Consider the following 22,114-nt stretch of genomic DNA (forward strand, 5'->3'; position numbering starts at 1 on the left):
TGGTCCTGCGACCCGGGTCACAGGACCCCTCAGCCGTACAGCGACGCCGTGCACACGTCGAGGGCCTGCTGCTCGATCGAGCTCATCGCCTGGACCGTCTCGGGGTCCCCCAGCGCGGTCGCGGCGGCGGTGATGGCCTCCTGCTGCGCCTCGGTCACGCCCGGCGGCGGCTTCTTCGGGTCGAAGTCGTCCGGGTCCACCTCGGCGTCGTCGAGGGCCGCCTCCACGGCGGCGAGGCGCTTGACGACGAGGGTCCACTCGGCGCGGATGTCGCTGGGCGCCTTGCCGGCCAGGTCGCGGTAGGGCGGCAGCGCCTCGAGCAGGGCTCCACCGTCCTCGGACCCGGCGATCTCGGCCAGCTCCTTCTGGTGCTCGCGCACGGCGTCGCAGTAGCGCTCCTGCTCGTCGGCGCAACCGGTGGCGAGCAGACCGGTCGCGGCCAGCGCGAGCGCGGCCAGCCCCGGCGCCGCCGCGGCGCGCGGCCGCGGCCGGCGTGGTCCCCTCATCGGCCGAGCACGGCGCAGGCGTCGTTGACCCGCAGCGCCGCGTCGCGCAGCGCCGCCGGGTCCGGCCCGGCGCGCAGGATCTCGCGCGAGGAGCTGGGCAGCACGTGCCGCGAGGCGTCGCCGAAGACCCGCCGTACGTCGTCGAGGGTGGCGCCCTGGGCGCCCACCCCGGGTGCCAGCAGCGGGCCGTTGATCGCGAACGACTCCCCCGTCGCGTCGACGGTGGCGCCGACGACGGCGCCGAAGGAGCCCAGCGGGTCGGCGTCGGCGTTGAGCGCCGCCAGCTCGTCGAGGACCGTCGCGCCCACCCGGCGACCGGTGTCGGTCGTCGCGTGCTGGAACTGCGGGCCCTCGGGGTTGGAGGTGAGCGCGAGCACGAACAGCCCGGCGCCGTGCCGGGCGGCGGTCTCGATCATCGGCGTCAGCGAGCCGAAGCCGAGGTAGGGGCTGGCGGTGATCGCGTCCACCGCCAGCGGCGAGGCCGGGTCCAGGTAGGCGTCGGCGTAGGCCTGCGAGGTGGAGCCGATGTCGCCGCGCTTGACGTCGAGCAGCACCAGCGCACCGGCCTCGCGGGCGGTGGCGATGACGCGCTCGAGGACCGCGACGCCGCGGCTGCCGAAGCGCTCGAAGAAGGCCGACTGCGGCTTGAGCACCGAGACCACGGGGGCGATCGCCTCGGTCGCGGTGAGCGCGAAGCGCTCCAGCCCGGAGACGTCGTCGCCCAGCCCCCACGCGTCGAGCAGCGCGGCGTGCGGGTCGACGCCGGCGCACAGCGGGCCGCGGCGCGCCACGGCGGCGTGCAGCCGCGCACCGAAGGGGGTGGTGGAGGCGGTCATCGGGTCTCTCCTCGCAGTTCGGCCACGATCCTCGTGACGGCGGTGGGGTCGTGGAGCAGGGCGGTGCCGACCTGGACGGCGCCGGCGCCGGCGGCGAGGTAGCGACGCACGTCGGCGGCCGTGCTGGCCCCGCCGGCGGCGATCAGCGGTACGGCGGGCAGCGCGGCGCGGGCCTGCCCCAGGCAGCGCAGGACCACCGGGGCGATCGCGGGTCCGCTCAGCCCGCCGGGGCGCCCGTCCGGGAACGCCGCGGGCAGCGCGTGGCCGATCACCACGGCGTCGGCCCCCGCCTCGCTGACCCGGCGGGCCGCCTCCGTCACACCGGCGACGTCGGGCGAGAGCTTGGCCCACACCTGCAGGCCTCGGGGCAGGACGCCGCACACCGCCGCGACGACCTCGGCGGCCCGGGCCGGGTCGCGCACGTCGAGGACCCCGGCGCCGACCGGGTCCGGCTCGCCGAGGTTCACCTCGATGCCGGTCAGGCCCGGGGCCCGGCCCAGCCGGCGGGCCAGGTCGGCGTACTCCCCCACGCTGGCGCCGGCGATGGACACCACCACCCGCACGCCCTGCTGCACCAACCAGGGCAGCTCGCTGGCCAGGAACGGCTCCAGGCCGGGGTTCTGCAGCCCGACCTGGTGCACCAGCCCGGACGGGCTCTCCACGATCCGCGGCTGCGGCGCCCCGGCGCGCGGGTCGAGGGTGAGGGTGCGCGTGACGAAGGCGCCCACCGCGTCCAGGGCGTCGTACGCCGCGAGCTCGCGGCCGCTGCCCGCGCACCCGGCCGCGGTCAGCACCGGGCTGGTCAGCCGCAGCTCCCCGAGCATCGTCTCGCCCAGCATCTCGCCGGCGAGCGTCTCACCGGGCGTCGTCTGGCTCATCGCGGCTCCTCCAGCAGCTCGGCCCAGCGGACCCGGTCGCCGCGCAGCACCGGGCCCTCGACGCAGGCGCGCACCAGCCGGGCGACGCCGTCCTCGCCGACCACCGGCACCGTGCAGCCCTGGCACAGGCCGGTGGCGCAGCTCAGGGGGCGCTCCAGCGCGGTCTGGCTCCAGGCGCCGAACCGCTCGGCGGCCAGCGCACTGGCGTGCAGGGTGGCGCCGGTCCCGGCGGCGTAGACCACGTCGGCCTGGGCGCGGGCGATGACGTCGCCCACGGCGTCGGCCAGCGCACCGCGCTGCCCGACCGAGCCGTCGCCGGTGACCACGGTGACCGAGCGGGCGGTACGGCGCACCTCGAGGGCGGAGAGCAGGTGCGCCTCGTCCGTCGCCCCCAGCAGCAGGGTGACCGTGCACCCGCGGCCATGCAGCCGCTCGGCCAGGGAGAACAGCGGGGCCGCGCTGGCGCCCTCGCCCACCAGCACGCACGAGACCGGGTCCTTGGGCAGCGCGAACGGTCGCCCCAGCGGGCCGGTGACCGCCACCCGCGCGCCCACCGCGAGCCCGGCCAGCTGCGTCGAGCCTGGGCCGCGCGGCTCCACGACCAGGTCGACGGTGGCGCCGTACCCGCCGGTCGGCTTGACCCGGTGGATCCACATCGCGCGCCGCCCCAGCCGGACCGCGTCGGCCGCCGAGCCGTCCGCGGGCCCCAGCGACAGCGCCACGAAGGTGCCGGGGCGGAACCGCTCGGGGATGCCGGGCGCGGTCAGCGTCAGGTGCCGGTAGGCGCCGGCCTGCCTGGTCGCGACCACCTCGCCGACCACGTGCAGCGGGCCGGCGCCGGGGCGGGGGGTCTGGGTCATGCCGGGGCGGTGCCCAGTCCGCGCACGATCGTGGTGGGCCAGCGCGGGCCCTCGTAGACGAAGGCGCTGTAGGCCTGCAGCAGATCGGCGCCGGCCGCGAGCCGGGTCCGGGCGTCGTCGACGGTGCTGATGCCGCCGACCGAGACCAGCGTCATCGCCTCCCCCACCCGGCCACGCAGCAGCCGCAGCACCTCCAGCGAGCGCTCCGCGACCGGCCGCCCGGAGACGCCGCCGGCCCCGATCGCCTCCACCTGCGCGGCCGGGGAGACCAGCTGGTCGCGGCGGACGGTGGTGTTGGTCGCGATGATCCCGTGCAGCCCGACCGCCGTCGCCAGGTCGGCCACGGCCAGCACGTCCTCGTCGCTGAGATCAGGGGCGATCTTGACCAGCAGCGGCACCGGCGCGGCGCGGTCCGCGGTGACCCGGTCGGCCTGGCGGCGTACCGCGGTGAGCAGCGGCTCGAGCTTCTCCACGGCCTGCAGGTCGCGCAGCCCGGGGGTGTTCGGCGAGCTCACGTTGACCACCAGGTAGTCGGCGAACGGCGCCAGCAGCCGGGCGCTCTTCTCGTAGTCGCCGACCGCGTCCTGCTCGGCGACCAGCTTGGTCTTGCCGATGTTCACGCCGAGCACCGGCCCCGGGGCCTCGCGCCGGCGCGCGGCCCGCTCGGCGAGCCGGCGGGCGACCGCCTCGGCGCCGTCGTTGTTGAAGCCCATCCGGTTCACGATCGCCCGGTCCTCGGACAGCCGGAACAGCCGCGGGCGGGGGTTGCCCGGCTGCGCCTCCCCGGTGACCGTGCCGATCTCGACGTGGCCGAAGCCCAGCGCCGCCAGCGCGTCGATGCCGACGGCGTTCTTGTCGAAGCCGGCGGCCAGCCCGAGCACGTGCGGGAAGCGCAGCCCCATCGCCTCCACCGGCCGCGCCTGCGCGGTACGCCGGGCCAGGACCCGCGCGGTCGCCGGCCGGGCCGCGCGGATCGCCGTGAACGCCGCCTGGTGGGCGCGCTCGGGGTCGGTGCGGGTCAGCAGCCGGTCGAAGAGCAGCCGATAGGTCACCGGGCCGCCCCGGGCACCTCGGGCAGGCGCGCCCAGTCCTGCAGGCTGCGCACCTCGATGGTGCCGCGGCGCATCGCCTCGATGCCCTGCACGGCCGCGCCGAGCCCGGAGACGGTGGTGATGCACGGGATGTTGGCCATCACCGCCGCGGTGCGGATCTCGTAGCCGTCGACGCGGGCGTGTCCGCCGCCGGTGCCGTAGGGCGTGTTCACGATCAGGTCGATCCGACCGTCCAGGATCAGCTGCACCGTGGTGGGCTCGCCGTTCGGGCCGGGGCCCTCCCAGTGCTTGCGCACCACGGTGGTGACGATGCCGTTGCGGCGCAGCACGTCGGCGGTGCCCTGGGTGGCCAGGATCTCGAAGCCCTGCTCGGCGAGCACCTTGATCGGGAAGATCATCGAGCGCTTGTCGCGGTTGGCCATCGAGACGAAGATCCGCCCGCTGGTCGGCAGCGGACCGAACGCCGCGGTCTGGGCCTTGGCGAAGGCGGTGCCGAAGTCGGCGTCGAAGCCCATCACCTCCCCGGTGGACTTCATCTCCGGGCCGAGCACGGTGTCGACGTTCTGCCCGTCGGGGGTCTTGAAGCGGTTGAAGGGCATCACCGCCTCCTTGACCGCGATCGGGGCGGACGCCGGCAGGTCGCCGCCGTCCCCGGTGGCCGGCAGCACGCCGGCCTCGCGCAGCGCGGCGATGCTCTCCCCGAGCATCACCCGCGAGGCCGCCTTGGCCAGCGGCGTCGCGGTCGCCTTGGAGACGAACGGCACGGTGCGGCTGGCGCGCGGGTTGGCCTCGAGCACGTAGAGGATGTCGGAGCTGAGCGCGAACTGGATGTTCAGCAGGCCGCGCACCCCCACCCCGCGGGCGATCCCGAGGGTGGCCTCGCGGATCCGGCCGATCTCGCGGGCGCCCAGGGTGATCGGGGGCAGCGCGCACGAGGAGTCGCCGGAGTGGATCCCGGCCTCCTCGATGTGCTCCATCACGCCGCCGAGGTAGAGGCCCTCGCCGTCGAAGATCGCGTCCACGTCGATCTCGATCGCGTCGTCGAGGAAGCGGTCCACCAGCACCGGCTGCTCGGCGCTGATCAGCCCGTTGGCGACGTACTTCTCCAGGTAGCTCTCCAGCGACGCGTCGTCGTAGACGATCTCCATGCCGCGTCCGCCGAGCACGTAGGAGGGCCGGACCAGGACCGGGTAGCCGATCTCGGCGGCGATCTCCTGCGCCTCGGGGTACGACGTGGCGGTGCCGTGCTTGGGCGCGGTCAGCCCGGCCTGGTGCAGCACCCGGCCGAACGAGCCGCGGTCCTCGGCCAGGTGGATCGCGGCCGGCGAGGTGCCGACGATCGGCACCCCGGCGTCCTCCAGGCCCTGGGCCAGGCCGAGCGGGGTCTGCCCGCCGAGCTGGCAGATGACGCCGGCCAGCGGTCCGGCCTGCCGCTCGGCGTGCACGATCTCGAGCACGTCCTCCAGGGTCAGCGGCTCGAAGTAGAGCCGGTCGGAGGTGTCGTAGTCGGTGGAGACGGTCTCGGGGTTGCAGTTGACCATGATCGTCTCGTAGCCGGCCTCGGCGAGGGCCAGCGACGCGTGCACGCAGCTGTAGTCGAACTCGATGCCCTGCCCGATCCGGTTCGGCCCGGAGCCGAGGATGATCACCGCCTGCTTCTCGCGGGGGCGCACCTCGCTCTCCTCCTCGTAGGAGGAGTAGTGGTACGGCGTGGCGGCGGCGAACTCGGCGGCGCAGGTGTCGACGGTCTTGTAGACCGGGCGCACCCCCAGGGCCTGGCGCACCCCGCGGACCACGTCCTCGCGCAGCCCGCGGATCCGGCCGATCTGCGCGTCGGAGAAGCCGTGCCGCTTGGCCAGGCGCAGGGTGGGCTCATCGAGCCGCTCGGCGACGCCGACCTCGCCGGCGACCTCGTGGATCAGGAACAGCTGGTCGACGAACCACGGGTCGATCTTGGTGGCGTCGAAGACCTCTTCGGGGGTGGCGCCGGCGCGGATCGCGTCCATCACCTCGCGCAGCCGGCCGTCGTGCGGGACCTTCGCGGAGTCCAGCAGCGCCTCGCGGTCCAGCGCATCGTGGCCGACCGGGGCGAAGTCGAAGACCGCGCCCTTGCTCTCCAGGCTGCGCAGCGCCTTCTGCAGCGCCTCGGTGAAGTTGCGCCCGATCGCCATCGCCTCGCCCACCGACTTCATGTGCGTGGTCAGCGTCGGGTCGGCGCCGGGGAACTTCTCAAAGGCGAAGCGCGGCACCTTGACGACCACGTAGTCCAGGGTCGGCTCGAACGCGGCCGGGGTGCTGGAGCCGTCGGCGCGCACGGTGATGTCGTTGGGGATCTCGTCGAGGGTGTAGCCGATCGCGACCTTGGCGGCGATCTTGGCGATCGGGAAGCCGGTCGCCTTCGAGGCCAGCGCGCTGGAGCGCGAGACCCGGGGGTTCATCTCGATCACGATCAGCCGGCCGTCGACGGGGTTCACCGCGTACTGGATGTTGCAGCCGCCGGTGTCCACGCCGACCGAGCGGATGATGCCGATCGAGAGGTCGCGCATCTTCTGGTACTCGCGGTCGGTGAGCGTCATCGCCGGCGCCACCGTGATCGAGTCGCCGGTGTGCACGCCCATCGGGTCGAGGTTCTCGATCGAGCAGATGATCACCACGTTGTCCGCGGTGTCGCGCATCACCTCCAGCTCGTACTCCTTCCAGCCGATGATCGACTCCTCCAGGAGGACCTCGGTGGTCGGGCTGGCGGCCAGGCCGGACCCGGCGATGCGGCGCAGGTCGGCCTCGTCGTAGGCCATCCCCGAGCCGGTGCCGCCCATCGTGAACGACGGGCGCACCACCATCGGGTAGCCGAGCTCGTCGGCGGCGGCGAGGCAGTCGTCCATCGAGTGGCAGATCACGGACTTGGCGCACTCGCCGCCGAGCTCCTCGACGATGCCCTTGAACACCTGCCGGTTCTCGCCGCGGTCGATCGCCTCGATGGAGGCGCCGATCAGCTCCACGCCGTACTTCTCCAGCACGCCGGCGGCGTCCAGGGCGACCGCGCAGTTCAGCGCGGTCTGCCCGCCGAGGGTGGCCAGCAGCGCGTCGGGGCGCTCCTTGGCGATCACCTTCTCGACGTACTCCGCGGTGATCGGCTCGACGTAGGTGGCGTCGGCGAACTCGGGGTCGGTCATGATCGTGGCCGGGTTGGAGTTGACCAGGATCACCCGCAGGCCCTCGTCGCGCAGCACCCGGCAGGCCTGGGTGCCGGAGTAGTCGAACTCGCAGGCCTGGCCGATGATGATCGGCCCGGAGCCGATGACCAGGACCGACTTGATGTCGTCACGCTTCGGCATGGGTCAGGCTTCCTCTCGGCTCACGGTGGTGCGCTCGGACATGAGTTGGACGAACCGGTCGAACAGGTACGCCGCGTCGTGGGGGCCGGCGGCGGCCTCGGGGTGGTACTGCACCGAGAACGAGGTGAGCCGGCCCTCGGCGTCACGCAGCTCGAGGCCCTCGACCACGTCGTCGTTGAGGCAGACGTGGCTGACGCTCGCCTCGCCGTACGGCGTGGGGGTGCTGCCCTCCAGCGGCGCGTCGACGGCGAACCCGTGGTTGTGGGCGGTCACCTCGACCTTGCCGGTGGTGCGGTCCAGCACCGGCTGGTTGATGCCGCGGTGGCCGTACTTCAGCTTGAAGGTGTCGAAGCCCAGCGCGCGGCCGAAGAGCTGGTTGCCGAAGCAGATCCCGAAGTAGGGGATCTCCTGGGCCAGCGCCCCCTGCAGCAGCTCGATCTGGTGGGTGGTCGCCGCCGGGTCGCCGGGGCCGTTGGAGAAGAACAGCCCGTCCGGGCGCAGCGCCTGCACCTCGTCGAGGGAGACGGTCGCGGGCAGCACGTGCACCTCGATGCCGCGCTCGGCCATCATCCGCGGGGTGTTGGTCTTGATGCCGAGGTCCACCGCGGCGACCACAAGCGGCTTGGCGCCCTCGGCGACGTTGCGCGCGGGCACCACGTAGGCCTCGGTGGTGGTGACCTCGTCGGCCAGCTCGGTGCCGGCCATCTCGGCCGCTGCGCGCACCCGGGCGAGCAGTGCCTCGGGGTCGGTCTCGGTGGTGGAGATGCCGACCCGCATCGCGCCCCGCTCGCGCAGGTGACGGGTCAGCGCGCGGGTGTCGACGCCGCTGATGCCGACCACGCCCTGCTCGCGCAGCTCGTCGTCGAGGGTGCGTCGCGCGCGCCAGTTGGAGGAGACCCGGGCGGGGTCGCGCACCACGTAGCCGGCGACCCAGATCCGGCGCGACTCCGGGTCCTCGTCGTTGACGCCGGTGTTGCCGACGTGCGGGGCGGTCATCACCACCACCTGGCGGTGGTAGGACGGGTCGGTGAGCGTCTCCTGGTAGCCGGTCATTCCGGTGGAGAAGACGGCCTCGCCGAAGGTCTCCCCCTCGGCTCCGAAGGCCTCACCGCGGAACGCGCGGCCGTCCTCCAGGACCAGCAGTGCGGGCCGGCGGGTGCCGAGCTTGTGGCCACTCACGCGAGGGCTCCTTCCAGGACGGTGGGTACGCCGCGCAGCAGCGTGGCGTGCACGGCACCGGTCAGCGACCGGCCGTGCCAGGGATTGTTGCGAGACAGGGACAGAGAGGCGTCGCGGTCGACGGTGACCTGGGCACTCGGGTCGACCAGGGTCAGGTTGGCGGGCTCGCCCACCTCCAGTGGACGGCCCTGGTGCTCCAGGCCGGCGATCCGGGCGGGGGTGGTGGACATCGCCCGGGCCACGTCGGCCCAGCTCATCGCGCCGGTCTCGACCATCAGCGTGGTGACCACCGACAGTGCGGTCTCCAGGCCGAGCATGCCGAACGCCGCGTCGACGAAGGCGTGCTCCTTGTCGTGGCGCGCGTGCGGGGCGTGGTCGGTGGCCACGGCGTCGATGGTGCCGTCGGCCAGCGCCTCGCGCAGGACGGCGACCTCGTCGTCGGGGCGCAGCGGCGGGTTCACCTTGAACGTCGGGTCGTAGCCGGAGAGCAGGTCGCTGGTCAGCATCAGGTGGTGCGGGGTGACCTCCGCGGTGACCGCGATCCCCTGGGCCTTGGCCCAGCGCAGCACCTCGACGCTGCCGGCGGTGGAGACGTGGGCGACGTGCACCCGGCTGCCGGTGTGGCGTGCCAGCATCACGTCGCGCGCCACGATCACCTCCTCGGCGACGCCGGGCCAGCCGGGCAGGCCGAGGCGCCCGGAGAGCTCGCCCTCGTGGCAGCAGGAGGTGGGCCCGGCCAGGGTGGGGTCCTGGGAGTGCTGGCTGATCACGCCGCCGAAGGCCTTGACGTACTCCAGCGCGCGGCGCATCACCCGGGCGTCGGCGACGCACCTGCCGTCGTCGGAGAAGACCCGCACCCTCGCCCGGGAGCGGGCCATCAGCCCGAGCTCGGCGAGCTCCTCGCCGGCCAGCGCCTTGGTGACCGCGCCGACCGGGACGACGTCGACCAGGCCGGCGGCCCGGCCGAGGTCGAGGACCCGCTCGGCGTTCTCGGCCGTGTCGGTGACGGGGTTGGTGTTGGCCATCGCGAGGACGGCGGTGAAGCCGCCGGCGGCCGCGGCCCGGGAGCCGGTGAGCACCGTCTCGGCGTCCTCGCGGCCGGGCTCGCGCAGGTGGGTGTGCAGATCGACCAGGCCGGGCAGCGCCACCAGCCCGTCGGCGTCGACGACGCGGGCGCCGGCGGCGGAGACCGACCCGATCTCACGGATCACCCCGCCCTCGAGGAGCAGGTCGGCGGTGCGCTCCCCGAGCAGGGAGGCCCCCTTGATGACGATCGGACCAGTCACGACTGGGCCCCCTCTCCGGCGAGCAGGTGGTAGAGCACGGACATCCGGATCGCGACTCCGGCGGAGACCTGGTCGAGGACCGCCGACTGGGCCGCGTCGGCGGCGTCGGCGGCGATCTCCAGGCCGCGGTTCATCGGACCGGGGTGGCAGATGGGCACGTCGGGTGCGAGCAGCGAGAGCCGGTCGCGGGTCAGCCCGTAGCCGACCGTGTACTCGCGGGCGCTGGGGAAGAACCCGCCCGACATCCGTTCGCGCTGGACGCGCAGCATCATCACCGCGTCGGCCTTGGGCAGCACCGCGTCGAGGTCGTACGACGTGGCGAAGCCGGCCGCGGCCGACCAGGCGTCGATGCCGCTGGGCATCAGCGTCGGCGGGGCGACCACGGTCACCTCGGCGCCGAGCTTGGTCAGGCTGAGCACGTTGCTGCGGAAGACCCGGCTGTGGGTGAGGTCGCCGACCAGCACCACGTGGCGTCCCTCCAGCGTGCCGAGCCGGCGCTGCAGGGTGTAGGCGTCCAGCAAAGCCTGGGTGGGGTGCTCGTGGGTGCCGTCGCCGGCGTTGATCACCACCGCGTCCACCCACTCACTGACCTGGCGGGCCGCCCCGCTGGCGCCGTGGCGCATCACCAGGGCGTCCACGCCCATCGCGCACACGGTCTGCACGGTGTCGCGCAGGCTCTCGCCCTTGGAGGTCGAGGAGCCCTTGCCGGTGATGTTGATGGTGTCCGCGGAGAGCCACTTCCCGGCGATCTCGAAGCTCGAGCGGGTCCGGGTGGAGTCCTCGAAGAACAGGTTGATCACCGTGCGCCCACGCAGGGCCGGCAGCTTCTTGACCTCGCGGCGCTGCACGTCGTGCATCTCCGCGGCGGTGTCGAAGAGGGTGGCGATGTCGTCGAGATCGAGGTCGTCGATCGAGAGCAGGTGCTTGTTCACGCGATCCGCACCTCGTCGATCCCGTCGATCTCCTCGACCAGCACGCCGACGCGCTCCGAGCGGGCGCTGGGCAGGTTCTTGCCGACGTGGTCGGCGCGGATCGGCAGCTCGCGGTGGCCGCGGTCGACGAGCACCGCGAGGCGCACCACGGCCGGGCGTCCCAGGTCGTTGAGGGCGTCCAGCGCGGCGCGCACGGTGCGCCCGGAGTAGAGGACGTCGTCGACGAGCACCACGGTCTTGCCGTCGATGCCGCCGGGCGGCATCGACGTCTTGTGCGGGGTGCGGGTCGGGTGCGAGCGCAGGTCGTCGCGGTACATCGTCACGTCCAGCGACCCGACCGCGACCGGGGCGCCCTCGACCGCGTGGATGCGCTCGGCGATCCGCTTGGCCAGCGGCACCCCGCGGGTGTGCAGCCCCAGCAGGACGAGGTCGCCGGCGCCCTTGTTGCGCTCGAGAATCTCGTGGGCGATCCGGGTCAGCGCCCGGGTGATGTCACGGGCGTCGAGGACGGTGCGGCCCTCGGGGAGGGTCCCGACCGAGTCGGGACTGTCGGGCGTCAGGGCAGGCATCAGCGTGCCGGACCTCCTTCTCCGCCTCACTGGACGGCTCGTTAAAGGATGTCGATCGGCGTCGACCTTATCAGTCCACCGGGGGCCCGGCGCCGCCCGTCCAGGAGGGCCGGACCCCGCCCGCCTCACGCCACTCGCGGGGCACCCGATCGGCCCGGCGCCCCCGGCGTACTCCCCACACGAAACCCGCACTTCCCACGTGTTCCTTCACGTGGGAAGTGCGGGTTTCACGAGTTAACTCGTGGTTCCCGGGGCGCCTGGGGCTCACCGACCCAGGTCGGCCAGCGCCGCCTCCACCGCCCGGTGGAACGTCGGGTAGGCGAAGTGCATGGTGCGCAGCGTGTCCAGGCCCACCTCGGCGTGCACCGCGGTGGCGAGCATGCCGAGCACCTCTCCCCCGGCCGGTCCCATCGCGGTACCGCCCACCAGCACCTGGCGGTCGGCGTCGGCGATCAGCTTGATCAGACCCTCGTTGCCGGCCTGGTGGATCCAGCCCCGGCTCGACTTCGGCATGTCCGCGCTGCCGGTGATCACCCGGATCCCGGCCGCGCGCGCCTGCTCCTCGTTGAGGCCCAGCGAGCCGATCTCGGGGTCGGTGAAGGTCACCCGCCCCACCGAGCGGTAGTCGGCCCAGGGCCCGTCCTGACCCAGAACGTCGCGGACCACGACGTCGCCCTGGTAGAGCGAGACGTGGGTGTAGTCGCCCTTGCCGGTGACGTCGCCGACCACCCACAGCCGCTCGCCGGCGCGCATCCGCTCGTCGGTCTCGATCACGTCCGCGTCCGGGTCCAGGCCGACGCTCTCCAGGCCGAGCCCGGACAGGTTCGCGCGCCGGCCCCCGGCCAGCAGCAGTTGGTCGGCCTCCACCGTCCGGTCGTCGACGCACAGCCGGAACCGCCCGTCGTAGGCCACCGCGGACACCTCGACCCCGGTCTGGATGTCCACACCCTCGCCGCTGAGCACCTCGGCGAGCAGCTCGCAGACCTCCGGTTCCTCGGTGGGCACCAGGCGTGGGCCGGTCTCGAGCAGCGTCACCTTCACCCCGAACCGGGCGAACGCCTGGGCGAACTCGCAGCCCATCGCGCCGGCGCCGAGGATCACCATCGACTCGGGCAGCTCCTGGGCCTGCGCCACGTCGCGGTTCGTCCAGTACGGCGTGTCCGCGAGGCCGTCGATGTCCGGGACCCCGGGGTCGCGACCAGGGTTGAGCACGACGCCGCGCGCCGCGACGTACTCCTGGGGGCCGTCGGCGGTCTCGACCACCACCCGGCCCGGCCCGTCGAGGCGGCCCTGGCCGCGCACGATGCTCACCCCGGCCCGCTCCAGGCGCTCCACGTGGCTCTCGTCGCTCCACCCGGCGGTGGCCTGCTTCTCGATCCGGGCCGCGACCCGGCCCCACTCCGGCTCGACCTCGACGTCGCCGGCCAGGCCGTCGGCGCGACGCGCCTCGGCCAGCGAGTCGGCCGCCCGGATGATCATCTCCGAGGGCACGCACCCGAAGAAGGGGCACTCGCCGCCCACCAGCCGACGCTCCACCCCCACCACCGAGAGCCCCGCACTTGCCAGCTTGTTGGCGGCCAGCTCACCACCCGGTCCGAGACCGATCACCACCACGTCGACGTCCATGGCGCACAGGTGCCCAAAGCGACCTGTTCGACACGGGTCGCTCAGCGTGACAGGTGTCGCGCCCTCGCGAAGCAGAACAGCCCGTAGCAGCCGATGCCCAGGGCGATCGCGCCCAGCAGGACCGGGCCGAACGGCTGCTGCAGCACCTTGTGCAGGGCGGCGTCGAGCCCGCCGGACTTCTTCGGGTCGTGGGTGGCCGCGGCGTAGACGAACAGCGCGCCGACCACGCCGATCGCGACGCCCTTCGCGGCGTAGCCGACCTTGCCGAGCAGCAGGTAGGCGCGTCCGGCCTCGCCGGTCTTGCCCTCACCGGCCAGCTGCTTGGCGTGCTTCTCGCTGAGGCCCTTCCAGATCAGCGCCGCGCCGTACCCGATCACCGCCACTCCGGCCGCGCCGACGAGGAACTGCCCGCCGGGCCAGCCCATCACCTGGGCGGTGTAGCCGTCGGAGCCGCCGCCCTGCTTGGACCCGGATCCGCCCGAGGAGCCGCCACCGTGGGCGATCTTGACCGCGGAGAACGCCAGCGCGCCGTAGACGACCGCCTTGAACGCGTCCCCGGCGCGGTGGCGCCACAGGTCGGCGCCCTCGTCCTCGCGGTGGCCGACGAACAGCTCGAGCAGCCGGGACAGCACCAGCAGCGTCATCCCGAAGGCGACCAGCCAGATCAGGATCCGGCCGAAGTCCTGCTCGGCCAGCTGCTGCAGGGCACCGGTGCTGCTGGCCGAGCCCTCCTGGTCGCCCAGCGCGAGCTGCAGGGCGAGCCAGGCGATCACCAGGTGGACCACGCCGTAGACCACCAGGCCGAAGCGCACGGCCCGGTCGATCCAGTCACTGTCCTCGGCGCGACGTCCCAGGTCGTCGGCGTGTGTCTTCAGCTGAGCCATGGAGACGACTGTGCCCCCGGGAGGAACCACACAAACGAGGCGTGGGCCACCCGGGGGCACAGCGGACAGCTCAGGTCAGAGTGGACTTGTCCCGCACGATGTTGCCGAGCACGCCGTTGACGAAGGACGGCGACTCGTCGGTGGACAGGTCGCGCACCAGGCCCATCGCCTCGCTGACCGCGACCGCGTCCGGCACGTCGTCGACGTAGAGCACCTCGAAGACGCCCAGACGCAGCACGTTGCGGTCCACCGCGGGCATCCGCTCCAGCGTCCAACCGTGGGCGTAGGAGCGCAGCAGCTCGTCGATGCGCTCCTGGTGCTCGACGACCCCGCGCACCAGGGTGGCGGTGTAGTCGTTGGTCGGCCCCTCGCCGTCGGCGATCGCCCGGTCGAGCGCCTCGACGGGGCTCTCCGCGCGCAGGTCGGAGGCGTAGAGGACGTCGAGGGCGCGCTTGCGGGACTTGGAACGAGCGCCCATCAGGAAGAGACGCGACCCAGGTAGGAGGAGTCGCGGGTGTCGACCTTGATCTTCTCGCCGGTGGTGATGAACAGCGGCACCTGGATGTTGTGGCCGGTCTCCAGCTCGGCGGGCTTCGTGCCACCGGAGGAGCGGTCACCCTGCAGCCCGGGCTCGGTGTACTTCACGACCAGCTCGACCGACGCCGGCAGCTCGATGTAGAGCACGCGGCCCTCGTTGGTGGCGACGATCGCCTCCTGGTTCTCCAGGAGGAAGTTCGTGGCGTCCCCGACGGTCTCCGGCGGGACCTCGAGCTGCTCGTAGGAGCTGGTGTCCATGAACACGTACGCGGAGCCGTCGTTGTACAGGTACTGCATGGTGCGCTTGTCGACCGTCGCGGTCTCGACCTTGGTGCCGGCGTTGAACGTCTTGTCGACGGTCTTGTTGGTCAGCACGTTCTTCAGCTTGGTCCGCACGAAGGCCGGTCCCTTGCCGGGCTTGACGTGCTGGAACTCGATCACCGTCCAGAGCTGGCCGTCGATGTTGAGAACCATGCCGTTCTTCAGGTCGTTGGTCGATGCCATGCGCGAGGAACCTTGCCTTCGTCGAAGAGTGGGATGTCAGCCGAGCTGCCACGCCAGGCGGCGGCGGGCGACAGCGGACGAGTCTAGCGGCGTCCGCGCGGCAGCGACGAACCAGAGCCCACTGCGATGATCCACGCGAGATCCCCGGACCACCGCGACTTCCTGGCGCCACAGGAGCACCGCCCCACTGGGGGGCGGTGCTCCTCCCCGTTCGCCGGGCGACGGGACGTGGGTGGGCGGGTCAGCCCTTGAAGGCGTCCTTCACCTTGTCGCCGGCCTGCTTGAGGTTCGCCTTCGACTGGTCGGCCTTGCCCTCGGTCTTCATCTTGTCGTCGCCGGTGGCGTCGCCGACCTTCTCCTTGGCCTTGCCGGAGACCTCGTCGATCTTGTGCTTGGCGTCGTCGCTCATCGTTCCTCCTCGGGAGTGCGTGTGAACGTCGGGAGCCGACGTCCCGCCCGAAGCGGTACCCCGCTCGAGGCGAAGCGACACTTCGGAAGGAAAACTCGGCGCGGATCGGCCCCAGAGCCGCGTTCTGCGCTGCGTTTTCCTTCTGAACGGTCGCCCGGGCGACCGGCCCGGCTACCGGGCCAGGTGCTGGAGGGCCTGGCGGTAGCCGTCGATGCCCTCACCCGCGACGACCGCGACGGCGTGCGGGGTGACCACCGAGGTGTGCCGGAACTCCTCGGGGCGCTGGGCCGGGTCGGAGATGTGCACCTCGACCAGCGGGGCCTCCAGCTGGGCGCAGGCGTCGAAGAGCGCGTAGGAGTAGTGCGTCCAGGCGGCGGCGTTGAGGACCACCGGGGTCGCGTCGTCGGCGGCCTGGTTGAGCCAGTCCACCAGCTCCCCCTCGTGGTTGGTCTGGCGCACCTCCACCTCGAGGCCCAGCTCGCGGCCCCACCCCTGGCACAGCTCGACGAGCTCGTCGTAGGTGGTGGTGCCGTAGATCTCGGGCTGGCGACGCCCCAGGCGCCGCAGGTTGGGGCCGTTGAGGACCAGCACCCGGCTCACGCGGGCGCGCCGATCGCGGCGAACGCCTCGCGCAGCAGCGCCTCGTCGGGGCCCGCCAGCACGCTCGGCCGGGCCAGGTCGTCGAGCACCACGAACCGCAGCTGGGAGCCGCGGGACTTCTTGTCGACCCGCATCGACGCCAGCAGGTCCTCGAAGCCGGCCCCCTGGTAGCTGGTCGGCAGCCCGACGCGCGCGAACGCGGCGCGGTGCCGCTCGGCGAGCTCGGGCGTGATCCGCCCGACCAGCCGGGCCAGCTCGGCGACGTAGACGCAGCCGATGGCGACGGCCTCGCCGTGGCGGATGCCGTAGTCCTCGGCGCGCTCGATGGCGTGCGCGAGCGTGTGGCCGTAGTTGAGCGCCTCGCGCCCGGGGTGCCCGCCGACGCCGCCGGTCTCCTTGAGGTCGGCGATCACGACGTCGATCTTCACCGCGATCGCCCGCTCGACGAGCTCACGCAGCACCGCGGACTCCGCGGTGATCAGGGCCGGGTCGGTGGCCTCGACGAGCTCGAGGATGGTGGGGTCGGCGATGAAGCCGCACTTGATCACCTCGCCCAGTCCGGCGACCAGCTCGGCGCGCGGCAGCGTGGCCAGCGTCGCGAGGTCGCACAGCACGCCGGCCGGCTCGTGGAAGGCGCCGACCAGGTTCTTCCCGGCGGCGGTGTTGATGCCGGTCTTGCCGCCCACCGCGGCGTCGACCATGGCCAGCAGGGTGGTCGGCACGTGCACGACGCGCACCCCGCGCAGCCAGGTGGCCGCGACGAAGCCGCCCAGGTCGGTGGTCGCGCCGCCGCCGAAGGTGACCACGGCGTCGGAGCGGGTGAAGCCGCGCTCCCCCAGCGCCTCCCAGCAGTCGGCGGCGACGGCCGCGGTCTTGGCCTGCTCGCCGTCGGGCAGCCCGAGCGCGAGCACGTCGTAGTGCTCGACGAGCCGCTCCACGATCGGCTGCGCGAGCTCGCCCAGCTCCGCGGCGTAGAGGAAGGCGACCCGCTGGACGGAGTCGCCGAGCATCGCCGGCAGCCGGTCGGCCAGCCCGTGGCCGACCACCACGTCGTACGGCGAGGCGCCGCCGACGTGCAGCACGGTCGCGTCCGCGCCGGATCCGGGCGTGGCCGAGTCGCTCATCGCGGGTCCTCCCCGACCCGGTCGGCCACCTCGGCGGCGACCTCCTCGGGGCTGCGCTGGTCGGTGTCCACACTGTGGGTGGCGACCGCCTCGTAGATGGGCGCGCGCTCCTCCAGGAGCGCCTTGACCCGGGCGCGCACGTTGCCCATCAGCATCGGTCGGGCGATCCCCAGCCCGACCCGCTTGACGGCGTCGGCGAGCCCGACGCGCAGGTAGACGACCGTGTGGCCGGCCAGCAGCTCGCGGGTGTCGGGGTCGAGCACGGCTCCGCCGCCCAGGGCCAGGACGCCCTCGTGCTCGGCGAGCGCGCGGGCGACCGCCTGCCGCTCGACGGCGCGGAAGTAGTCCTCGCCCTCGTCGACGAAGATGTCGGAGATGCTGCGCCCCTCGACGCGCTCGACGTCGTGGTCGGTGTCGCGCACCTCGGCGTCCCAGCGCTGGGCGAGGAGCTCGGCGACGGTGGTCTTGCCGGCGCCCATCGGGCCGACCAGGACGACGCGGGGGCGCGTCACCGGAACCTCAGCGTGTCCAGGTAGCTCTCGGCGTTGCGGCGGGTCTCGGCCACCGAGTCGCCGCCGAACTTCTCCACGACCGCCTCGGCGAGCACCAGGGCCACCATCGCCTCGGCGACGATGCCGGCGGCCGGGACCGCGCAGACGTCCGAGCGCTGGTGGTGGGCGACGGCCTCCTCGCCGGTGGCCACGTCGATCGTGCGCAGCGCCCGCGGGACGGTCGCGATCGGCTTCATCGCCGCGCGCACCCGGAGCACCTCGCCGGTGGACATGCCGCCCTCGGTGCCACCCGAGCGTCCGCTGGTACGGCGGATCCCGTCGGGGGTGGAGACGATCTCGTCGTGGGCCAGCGAGCCGGGGGTGGCGGCCAGGTCGAAGCCGTCGCCGACCTCGACGCCCTTGATCGCCTGGATCCCCATCAGCGCACCGGCCAGCCGGGCGTCGAGGCGCCGGTCCCAGTGCACGTGCGAGCCCAGCCCCGGCGGGAGCCCGTGCACGACGACCTCGACGACGCCGCCCAGGGTGTCGCCGTCCTTGTGCGCCTGGTCGATGACCTCGACCATCGCCCGGCTGGCCTCGGGGTCCAGGCAGCGCACCGGGTCCTCGTCGAGGCGGGCCACGTCGTCGGGCTGCGGGATCAGGCCGGCCGGTGCGGGCACGCCGCCGAGCTCGACCACGTGCGAGACGATCCGCGCACCCACGCTCTGCTCGAGGAAGTTGCTCGCGACGCGACCGAGGGCGACGCGGGCGGCGGTCTCGCGGGCCGAGGCGCGCTCCAGGATCGGGCGGGCCTCGTCGAAGTCGTACTTCTGCATGCCGACCAGGTCGGCGTGGCCCGGGCGCGGCCGGGTCAGCGGGGCGTTGCGCGCCAGCGCCTCCAGCTCCACGGGGTCGACCGGGTCGGCCGACATCACCTTCTCCCACTTGGGCCACTCGGTGTTGCCGACGATGATCGCGACCGGGCCGCCCTGGGTCTCCCCGTGCCGGACGCCGCCGGTGAAGGTGACCTGGTCCTGCTCGAACTTCATCCGGGCGCCGCGGCCGTAGCCGAGACGGCGCCGGGCCAGGGAGTCGGCGATGTCGTCGGAGGTGATCCGGACATGGGCCGGCAGACCCTCGAGGATTGCGACCAGGGACGGGCCGTGGGACTCGCCCGCGGTGAGCCAACGAAGCATGCGCGCAGTGTGTCACGCCCGGCCGGGCGCGCGATCAGCCCGCCCCCGCGACGAGACCGTCCCACAGCGGCTCGCCGACCAGCACCCCCAGCAGCGCCCCGGCCAGCATGTACGGCCCGAAGGGGATGTGGCGCCCCCGCGCCGCCCGGCCCGACAGCGCCAGCAGTCCCCCGCCGACGCCGCCCAGCAGGAACCCGGCGTAGATGCCGACCACCAGCGGACCCCAGCCGAGCTGGCCCAGCGCGATGCCCAGCACCCCGGAGAGCCGGACGTCGCCGTAGCCCATCCCGCGCGGGTAGAGGAACCAGAGCAGGAAGAACGTGCCCCCGGCGCCGAGCCAGCCCCAGGCGGCCCGGGCCACGGCGTCGTGCTCGCCGGTCACCGCCCAGCCCAGCAGCACCAGCCCGGCCACCACGGCGTACGACGGGGCGATCACCCGGGTGGGCAGCAGCCGGGTGCGCCAGTCGACGACCGCGAGGGCGACCCCGACCGGCACCAGGGCCAGCAGCGGCACCAGCGTCCACGCCCAGCCCACGGCACCGCCGACCAGCGCCCCGGCGACGGCCGACGCCAGCGCCGACTTCCAGCCCAGCCCCGGCAGTCCCCCGATCGCGGCATAGGTCTCCTTGCCACCCGTCACTGCCTCGACCTTCTCGTCGGCGTGTCCCGGCGCCAGTGACGAGTCGACCTCGGCCGCGACCCCCACCGCACCAGCCGGTACGTCGCGCGCCGGGGCGGGCTCGGGGATCGCGGCGATCAGCCGGGGCACCGCCCACCCGCCGGCGCCGGCGACGACGGCCGCTGCCAGCGCGGCGGACAGGGCAGGGTCCATCAGCGTGCGGCCAATCCGGCGAGACCCGCCGCGCGCATCTGCTCCAACGGCGCCGGGCGGCCGGTGAACAGCTCGAACTGCCCGGCCGCCTGATGGACGAGCAGGTCGAGCCCGCCCACCAGGGTGCGCCCATGCGCGGAGGCGGCCAGCGGTGTCGGCCAGGGGTGGTAGAGGACCTCGAAGACCACCGGCACCTCGGCGCAGCGGGCGAGGAGGTCCGCGCCCTGCGCCTCGGCGGGGATGGTCGAGACCACCACCTCGCCGAGCACCGGGTCGCCGGCCAGGTCGCCGACCTCCACGACGGGCGCCGACGGGTGCGCGGAGACCGCCGCCACCGTCTCGGCGGCCCGTTCGGGAGAGCGCACCAGCAGCCGGATCCGCCGCGCACCCAGGTCGCACATCGCCAGCGCCGTCGAGGTCGCGGTCGCGCCACCGCCGAGGACCGTCGCGGTGTGCACCTCGCCGGCCCAGCGCTCACGCACCGCCGCCGCGGCACCCGGGATGTCGGTGTTGTCCCCGACCACGCGCTCGCCGAGCACCAGCGTGTTGGCCGCGCCCGCCAGCTGCGCCCGCGCGGTGAGCTCGTCGGCCAGGCCGAGCGCCTCCCGTTTGAGCGGCATCGTCAGCGACAGCCCCCGCCAGCCGGCGTCGAGCCCGGCCACGAACGCGCGCAGCCCGCCGCCGGGGACCCGGCAGGCGTCGTACTCCCAGTCGAGGCCGAGCGCGGCGTAGCCGGCCCGGTGCAGCGCGGGTGAGAGCGAGTGGGCGATCGGGTCGCCCAGCACGGCGCAGCGCGTGACCATCAGCAGGCGTCGGAGGTTTCGCAGTACTTCTTGAACTCCGCCTTGTAGGTCAGGAACTCGTCGTAGTCCTCGGCGAACTTCGTCTCGCCCGTCTTCAGGTCGACCGTCACGTAGTAGAACCAGTCCCCCGACACCGGGTTCGCGGCCGCGTCGATGGCCGCGTCACCGGGAGCCTCGATCGGCGTCGGCGGCAGCCCGCGGTTCAGGTAGGTGTTGTACGGCGTGGGCGTCTCCAGGTCGTCGGAGCTCAGCCCGACCCCGAGATCGCGCTGGAGGCCGTAGTTGACCGAGGCGTCGATCTGCAGCAGCCCGTTGGTCTCCTCGCCCTCGAGGCGGTTGTAGATGACCCGGGCGATCTTGGGCATGTCGTCCCCGCGGCCCTCGGCCTCCACCAGGCTGGCCACGATCATCAGCTCCGCCGGGGTGTAGCCCAGACGCTGGGCCGCGGCCTCGAGGCCGGCCTCGTCGGCCGCCTGGCGCCACCGGTCGACCATCGCGGTCAGGATCGAGCGCGGGGTGGCCTTCGGCCCGAAGTCGTACGTCGCGGGGAACAGGTAGCCCTCGGCTTCCCCGCCGGCGTAGTCCGGCAGCCCGATCGAACCGGGCTTGGCCAGCACCTTCTCGTAGGCGCCGCGCTTGAACTCGGTCTTCTCGGCCAGCAGGTCGAGGATGTCGTCGAGGCGCAGCCCCTCGGGGACCGTGACGAAGTTGCGCACCATGTTCTTGGGGTTCAGCAGCCCGGCGAGCGCCTCGCTGGCCGCCATCTTCTCGCGCAGCTCGTAGTAGCCCACCTGGATGGTGCTGCACTCGGGATCCGCGGAGCAGGCGTCGGTGAACGCCTCGGCCGAGGCCACCACTCCGGCGTCCTCCAGGCTGCGACCGATGTCGCCGCCGGTGTCGCCCTCCTGGACCTCGACGGTGACCGCGCCCTCCCCGGGGCCGGCATAGTCCTCGGGGTCGCCGAACTTGCCCTCGAGGGCGTCGATGCCCTTGCTCACCCCGACGAAGAGGCCGGCGACCAGGAGCGCCACGATCGCCAGGAACACCAGGCAGCCGACGGCGCCGCCGCGCTTCTTCTTGCGCCGCTGTCCACCGCGGGGGTGCTGCTCGGGCTCGTGCTCGCCGACCGGCAGCACGCTGACCGCCCCGTGGTCGGAGTAGTGGCCGGGCTCGGGCTCGGGGTCGGACTGCCCGAAGGGGATGGGCCCTGCGTCACTCATGGGTCTCCTCGACGATCTCGCCCGGCGCGCTCCCCGTAGCGCGCTCCGTGTCCAGCGCGTGCTGAAGGATCAGCACCGCTGCTGCCTGGTCCACCACCGCCCGGCGCTTGGCGCCCGAGCGCCCCTGCCCGCGGAGCATGGACTCAGCCGAGACAGTAGTCAAGCGTTCATCACACAACCTCACCGGCACCGGTGCAACCCGACGCGCCAGGCGAGCCGCGAACTCGCGGACCTTCGCGGCGGCCGGCCCCTCGCCGCCGGACAGCGAGCGGGGCAGCCCCATCACGATCTCCACGGCGCCCTCCTCGGCGAGGATGGCCGCGATCCGCTGCAGGTCTCCCCTGCCCCGGCGCACGGTCTCCACCGGCGTGGCCAGGAAGCCGGTCGGGTCGCTGCGCGCGACCCCGATCCGAGCGTCGCCGGGGTCGATGCCGAGTCGGACGCCGTGGCGCACC

The 22,114-nt window shown here is 73.4% G+C and carries 23 protein-coding genes; all 23 read right to left on the reverse strand.

The window, feature by feature from the left end:
• Positions 1-29 precede the first annotated feature (29 nt).
• Positions 30-506 (reverse strand): hypothetical protein, encoded by a 477-nt coding sequence (locus AC6EI4_RS18010; protein WP_498452300.1) that lies wholly within the window; start codon positions 504-506, stop codon positions 30-32.
• Positions 503-1,342, reverse strand: coding sequence for an orotidine-5'-phosphate decarboxylase (gene pyrF, locus AC6EI4_RS18015; RefSeq protein ID WP_498452301.1), 840 nt, complete (start codon positions 1,340-1,342; stop codon positions 503-505). The genes AC6EI4_RS18010 and pyrF overlap by 4 nt, the downstream gene beginning before the upstream one ends.
• Complete coding sequence (locus tag AC6EI4_RS18020; RefSeq protein ID WP_498452302.1) at positions 1,339-2,220, reverse strand: nitronate monooxygenase; 882 nt, start codon at positions 2,218-2,220, stop codon at positions 1,339-1,341. Before AC6EI4_RS18020 ends, pyrF begins: the two co-directional genes overlap by 4 nt.
• The gene (locus AC6EI4_RS18025; protein ID WP_498452303.1) at positions 2,217-3,080 is read right to left on the reverse strand and encodes an iron-sulfur cluster-binding protein; all 864 of its coding nucleotides are present in this window, start codon (positions 3,078-3,080) and stop codon (positions 2,217-2,219) included. The genes AC6EI4_RS18020 and AC6EI4_RS18025 overlap by 4 nt, the downstream gene beginning before the upstream one ends.
• Positions 3,077-4,132: a quinone-dependent dihydroorotate dehydrogenase gene (locus AC6EI4_RS18030; protein WP_498452304.1), complete on the reverse strand. Its 1,056-nt coding sequence runs from the start codon at positions 4,130-4,132 to the stop codon at positions 3,077-3,079. Before AC6EI4_RS18030 ends, AC6EI4_RS18025 begins: the two co-directional genes overlap by 4 nt.
• A complete protein-coding gene (carB, locus tag AC6EI4_RS18035) occupies positions 4,129-7,467 on the reverse strand; it encodes a carbamoyl-phosphate synthase large subunit (protein WP_498452305.1) in 3,339 nt (1,112 codons plus the stop codon). Before carB ends, AC6EI4_RS18030 begins: the two co-directional genes overlap by 4 nt.
• 3 nt (positions 7,468-7,470) lie before the next feature.
• Positions 7,471-8,646 carry a glutamine-hydrolyzing carbamoyl-phosphate synthase small subunit gene (carA, locus tag AC6EI4_RS18040; RefSeq protein WP_498452306.1) on the reverse strand — a complete coding sequence of 392 codons (1,176 nt, stop codon included), beginning with the start codon at positions 8,644-8,646 and terminating at the stop codon, positions 7,471-7,473.
• A complete protein-coding gene (locus tag AC6EI4_RS18045) occupies positions 8,643-9,932 on the reverse strand; it encodes a dihydroorotase (protein WP_498425174.1) in 1,290 nt (429 codons plus the stop codon). The genes carA and AC6EI4_RS18045 overlap by 4 nt, the downstream gene beginning before the upstream one ends.
• Positions 9,929-10,864 (reverse strand): aspartate carbamoyltransferase catalytic subunit, encoded by a 936-nt coding sequence (locus AC6EI4_RS18050; RefSeq protein WP_498425173.1) that lies wholly within the window; start codon positions 10,862-10,864, stop codon positions 9,929-9,931. The genes AC6EI4_RS18045 and AC6EI4_RS18050 overlap by 4 nt, the downstream gene beginning before the upstream one ends.
• Entirely contained in the window at positions 10,861-11,433 is a 573-nt protein-coding gene (gene pyrR / locus AC6EI4_RS18055) for a bifunctional pyr operon transcriptional regulator/uracil phosphoribosyltransferase PyrR (RefSeq protein ID WP_498425172.1), read from the reverse strand. Before pyrR ends, AC6EI4_RS18050 begins: the two co-directional genes overlap by 4 nt.
• 264 nt (positions 11,434-11,697) lie before the next feature.
• Entirely contained in the window at positions 11,698-13,059 is a 1,362-nt protein-coding gene (locus tag AC6EI4_RS18060) for a dihydrolipoyl dehydrogenase family protein (protein WP_498452307.1), read from the reverse strand.
• A 41-nt stretch (positions 13,060-13,100) separates the two neighbouring features.
• Positions 13,101-13,943, reverse strand: coding sequence for a DUF1206 domain-containing protein (locus tag AC6EI4_RS18065; protein WP_498452308.1), 843 nt, complete (start codon positions 13,941-13,943; stop codon positions 13,101-13,103).
• 70 nt (positions 13,944-14,013) lie between these two features.
• The gene (gene nusB / locus AC6EI4_RS18070; RefSeq protein WP_498425169.1) at positions 14,014-14,421 is read right to left on the reverse strand and encodes a transcription antitermination factor NusB; all 408 of its coding nucleotides are present in this window, start codon (positions 14,419-14,421) and stop codon (positions 14,014-14,016) included.
• Positions 14,421-14,984 carry an elongation factor P gene (gene efp / locus AC6EI4_RS18075; protein ID WP_498425168.1) on the reverse strand — a complete coding sequence of 188 codons (564 nt, stop codon included), beginning with the start codon at positions 14,982-14,984 and terminating at the stop codon, positions 14,421-14,423. Before efp ends, nusB begins: the two co-directional genes overlap by 1 nt.
• 241 nt (positions 14,985-15,225) lie before the next feature.
• Positions 15,226-15,393 carry a CsbD family protein gene (locus AC6EI4_RS18080; RefSeq protein WP_498425167.1) on the reverse strand — a complete coding sequence of 56 codons (168 nt, stop codon included), beginning with the start codon at positions 15,391-15,393 and terminating at the stop codon, positions 15,226-15,228.
• Positions 15,394-15,564: 171 nt separating this feature from the next.
• Positions 15,565-15,993 carry a type II 3-dehydroquinate dehydratase gene (locus AC6EI4_RS18085; RefSeq protein WP_498425166.1) on the reverse strand — a complete coding sequence of 143 codons (429 nt, stop codon included), beginning with the start codon at positions 15,991-15,993 and terminating at the stop codon, positions 15,565-15,567.
• Positions 15,990-17,117: a 3-dehydroquinate synthase gene (gene aroB / locus AC6EI4_RS18090; protein WP_498452309.1), complete on the reverse strand. Its 1,128-nt coding sequence runs from the start codon at positions 17,115-17,117 to the stop codon at positions 15,990-15,992. The genes AC6EI4_RS18085 and aroB overlap by 4 nt, the downstream gene beginning before the upstream one ends.
• Positions 17,114-17,629, reverse strand: coding sequence for a shikimate kinase (locus tag AC6EI4_RS18095; RefSeq protein WP_498452310.1), 516 nt, complete (start codon positions 17,627-17,629; stop codon positions 17,114-17,116). Before AC6EI4_RS18095 ends, aroB begins: the two co-directional genes overlap by 4 nt.
• Positions 17,626-18,804: a chorismate synthase gene (gene aroC / locus AC6EI4_RS18100; RefSeq protein WP_498452311.1), complete on the reverse strand. Its 1,179-nt coding sequence runs from the start codon at positions 18,802-18,804 to the stop codon at positions 17,626-17,628. The genes AC6EI4_RS18095 and aroC overlap by 4 nt, the downstream gene beginning before the upstream one ends.
• 34 nt (positions 18,805-18,838) lie before the next feature.
• Positions 18,839-19,636 (reverse strand): prepilin peptidase, encoded by a 798-nt coding sequence (locus AC6EI4_RS18105; protein WP_498452312.1) that lies wholly within the window; start codon positions 19,634-19,636, stop codon positions 18,839-18,841.
• The gene (locus tag AC6EI4_RS18110) at positions 19,636-20,439 is read right to left on the reverse strand and encodes a shikimate dehydrogenase (protein WP_498452313.1); all 804 of its coding nucleotides are present in this window, start codon (positions 20,437-20,439) and stop codon (positions 19,636-19,638) included. The genes AC6EI4_RS18105 and AC6EI4_RS18110 overlap by 1 nt, the downstream gene beginning before the upstream one ends.
• Positions 20,439-21,659, reverse strand: a complete 1,221-nt coding sequence (gene mltG / locus AC6EI4_RS18115; protein ID WP_498425160.1) for an endolytic transglycosylase MltG — start codon at positions 21,657-21,659, stop codon at positions 20,439-20,441. The genes AC6EI4_RS18110 and mltG overlap by 1 nt, the downstream gene beginning before the upstream one ends.
• Positions 21,652-22,113 (reverse strand): Holliday junction resolvase RuvX, encoded by a 462-nt coding sequence (gene ruvX, locus AC6EI4_RS18120; RefSeq protein ID WP_498425159.1) that lies wholly within the window; start codon positions 22,111-22,113, stop codon positions 21,652-21,654. Before ruvX ends, mltG begins: the two co-directional genes overlap by 8 nt.
• Position 22,114: the final 1 nt, after the last annotated feature.

The sequence above is a fragment of the Nocardioides sp. Z43_10 genome (genome assembly GCF_059766615.1).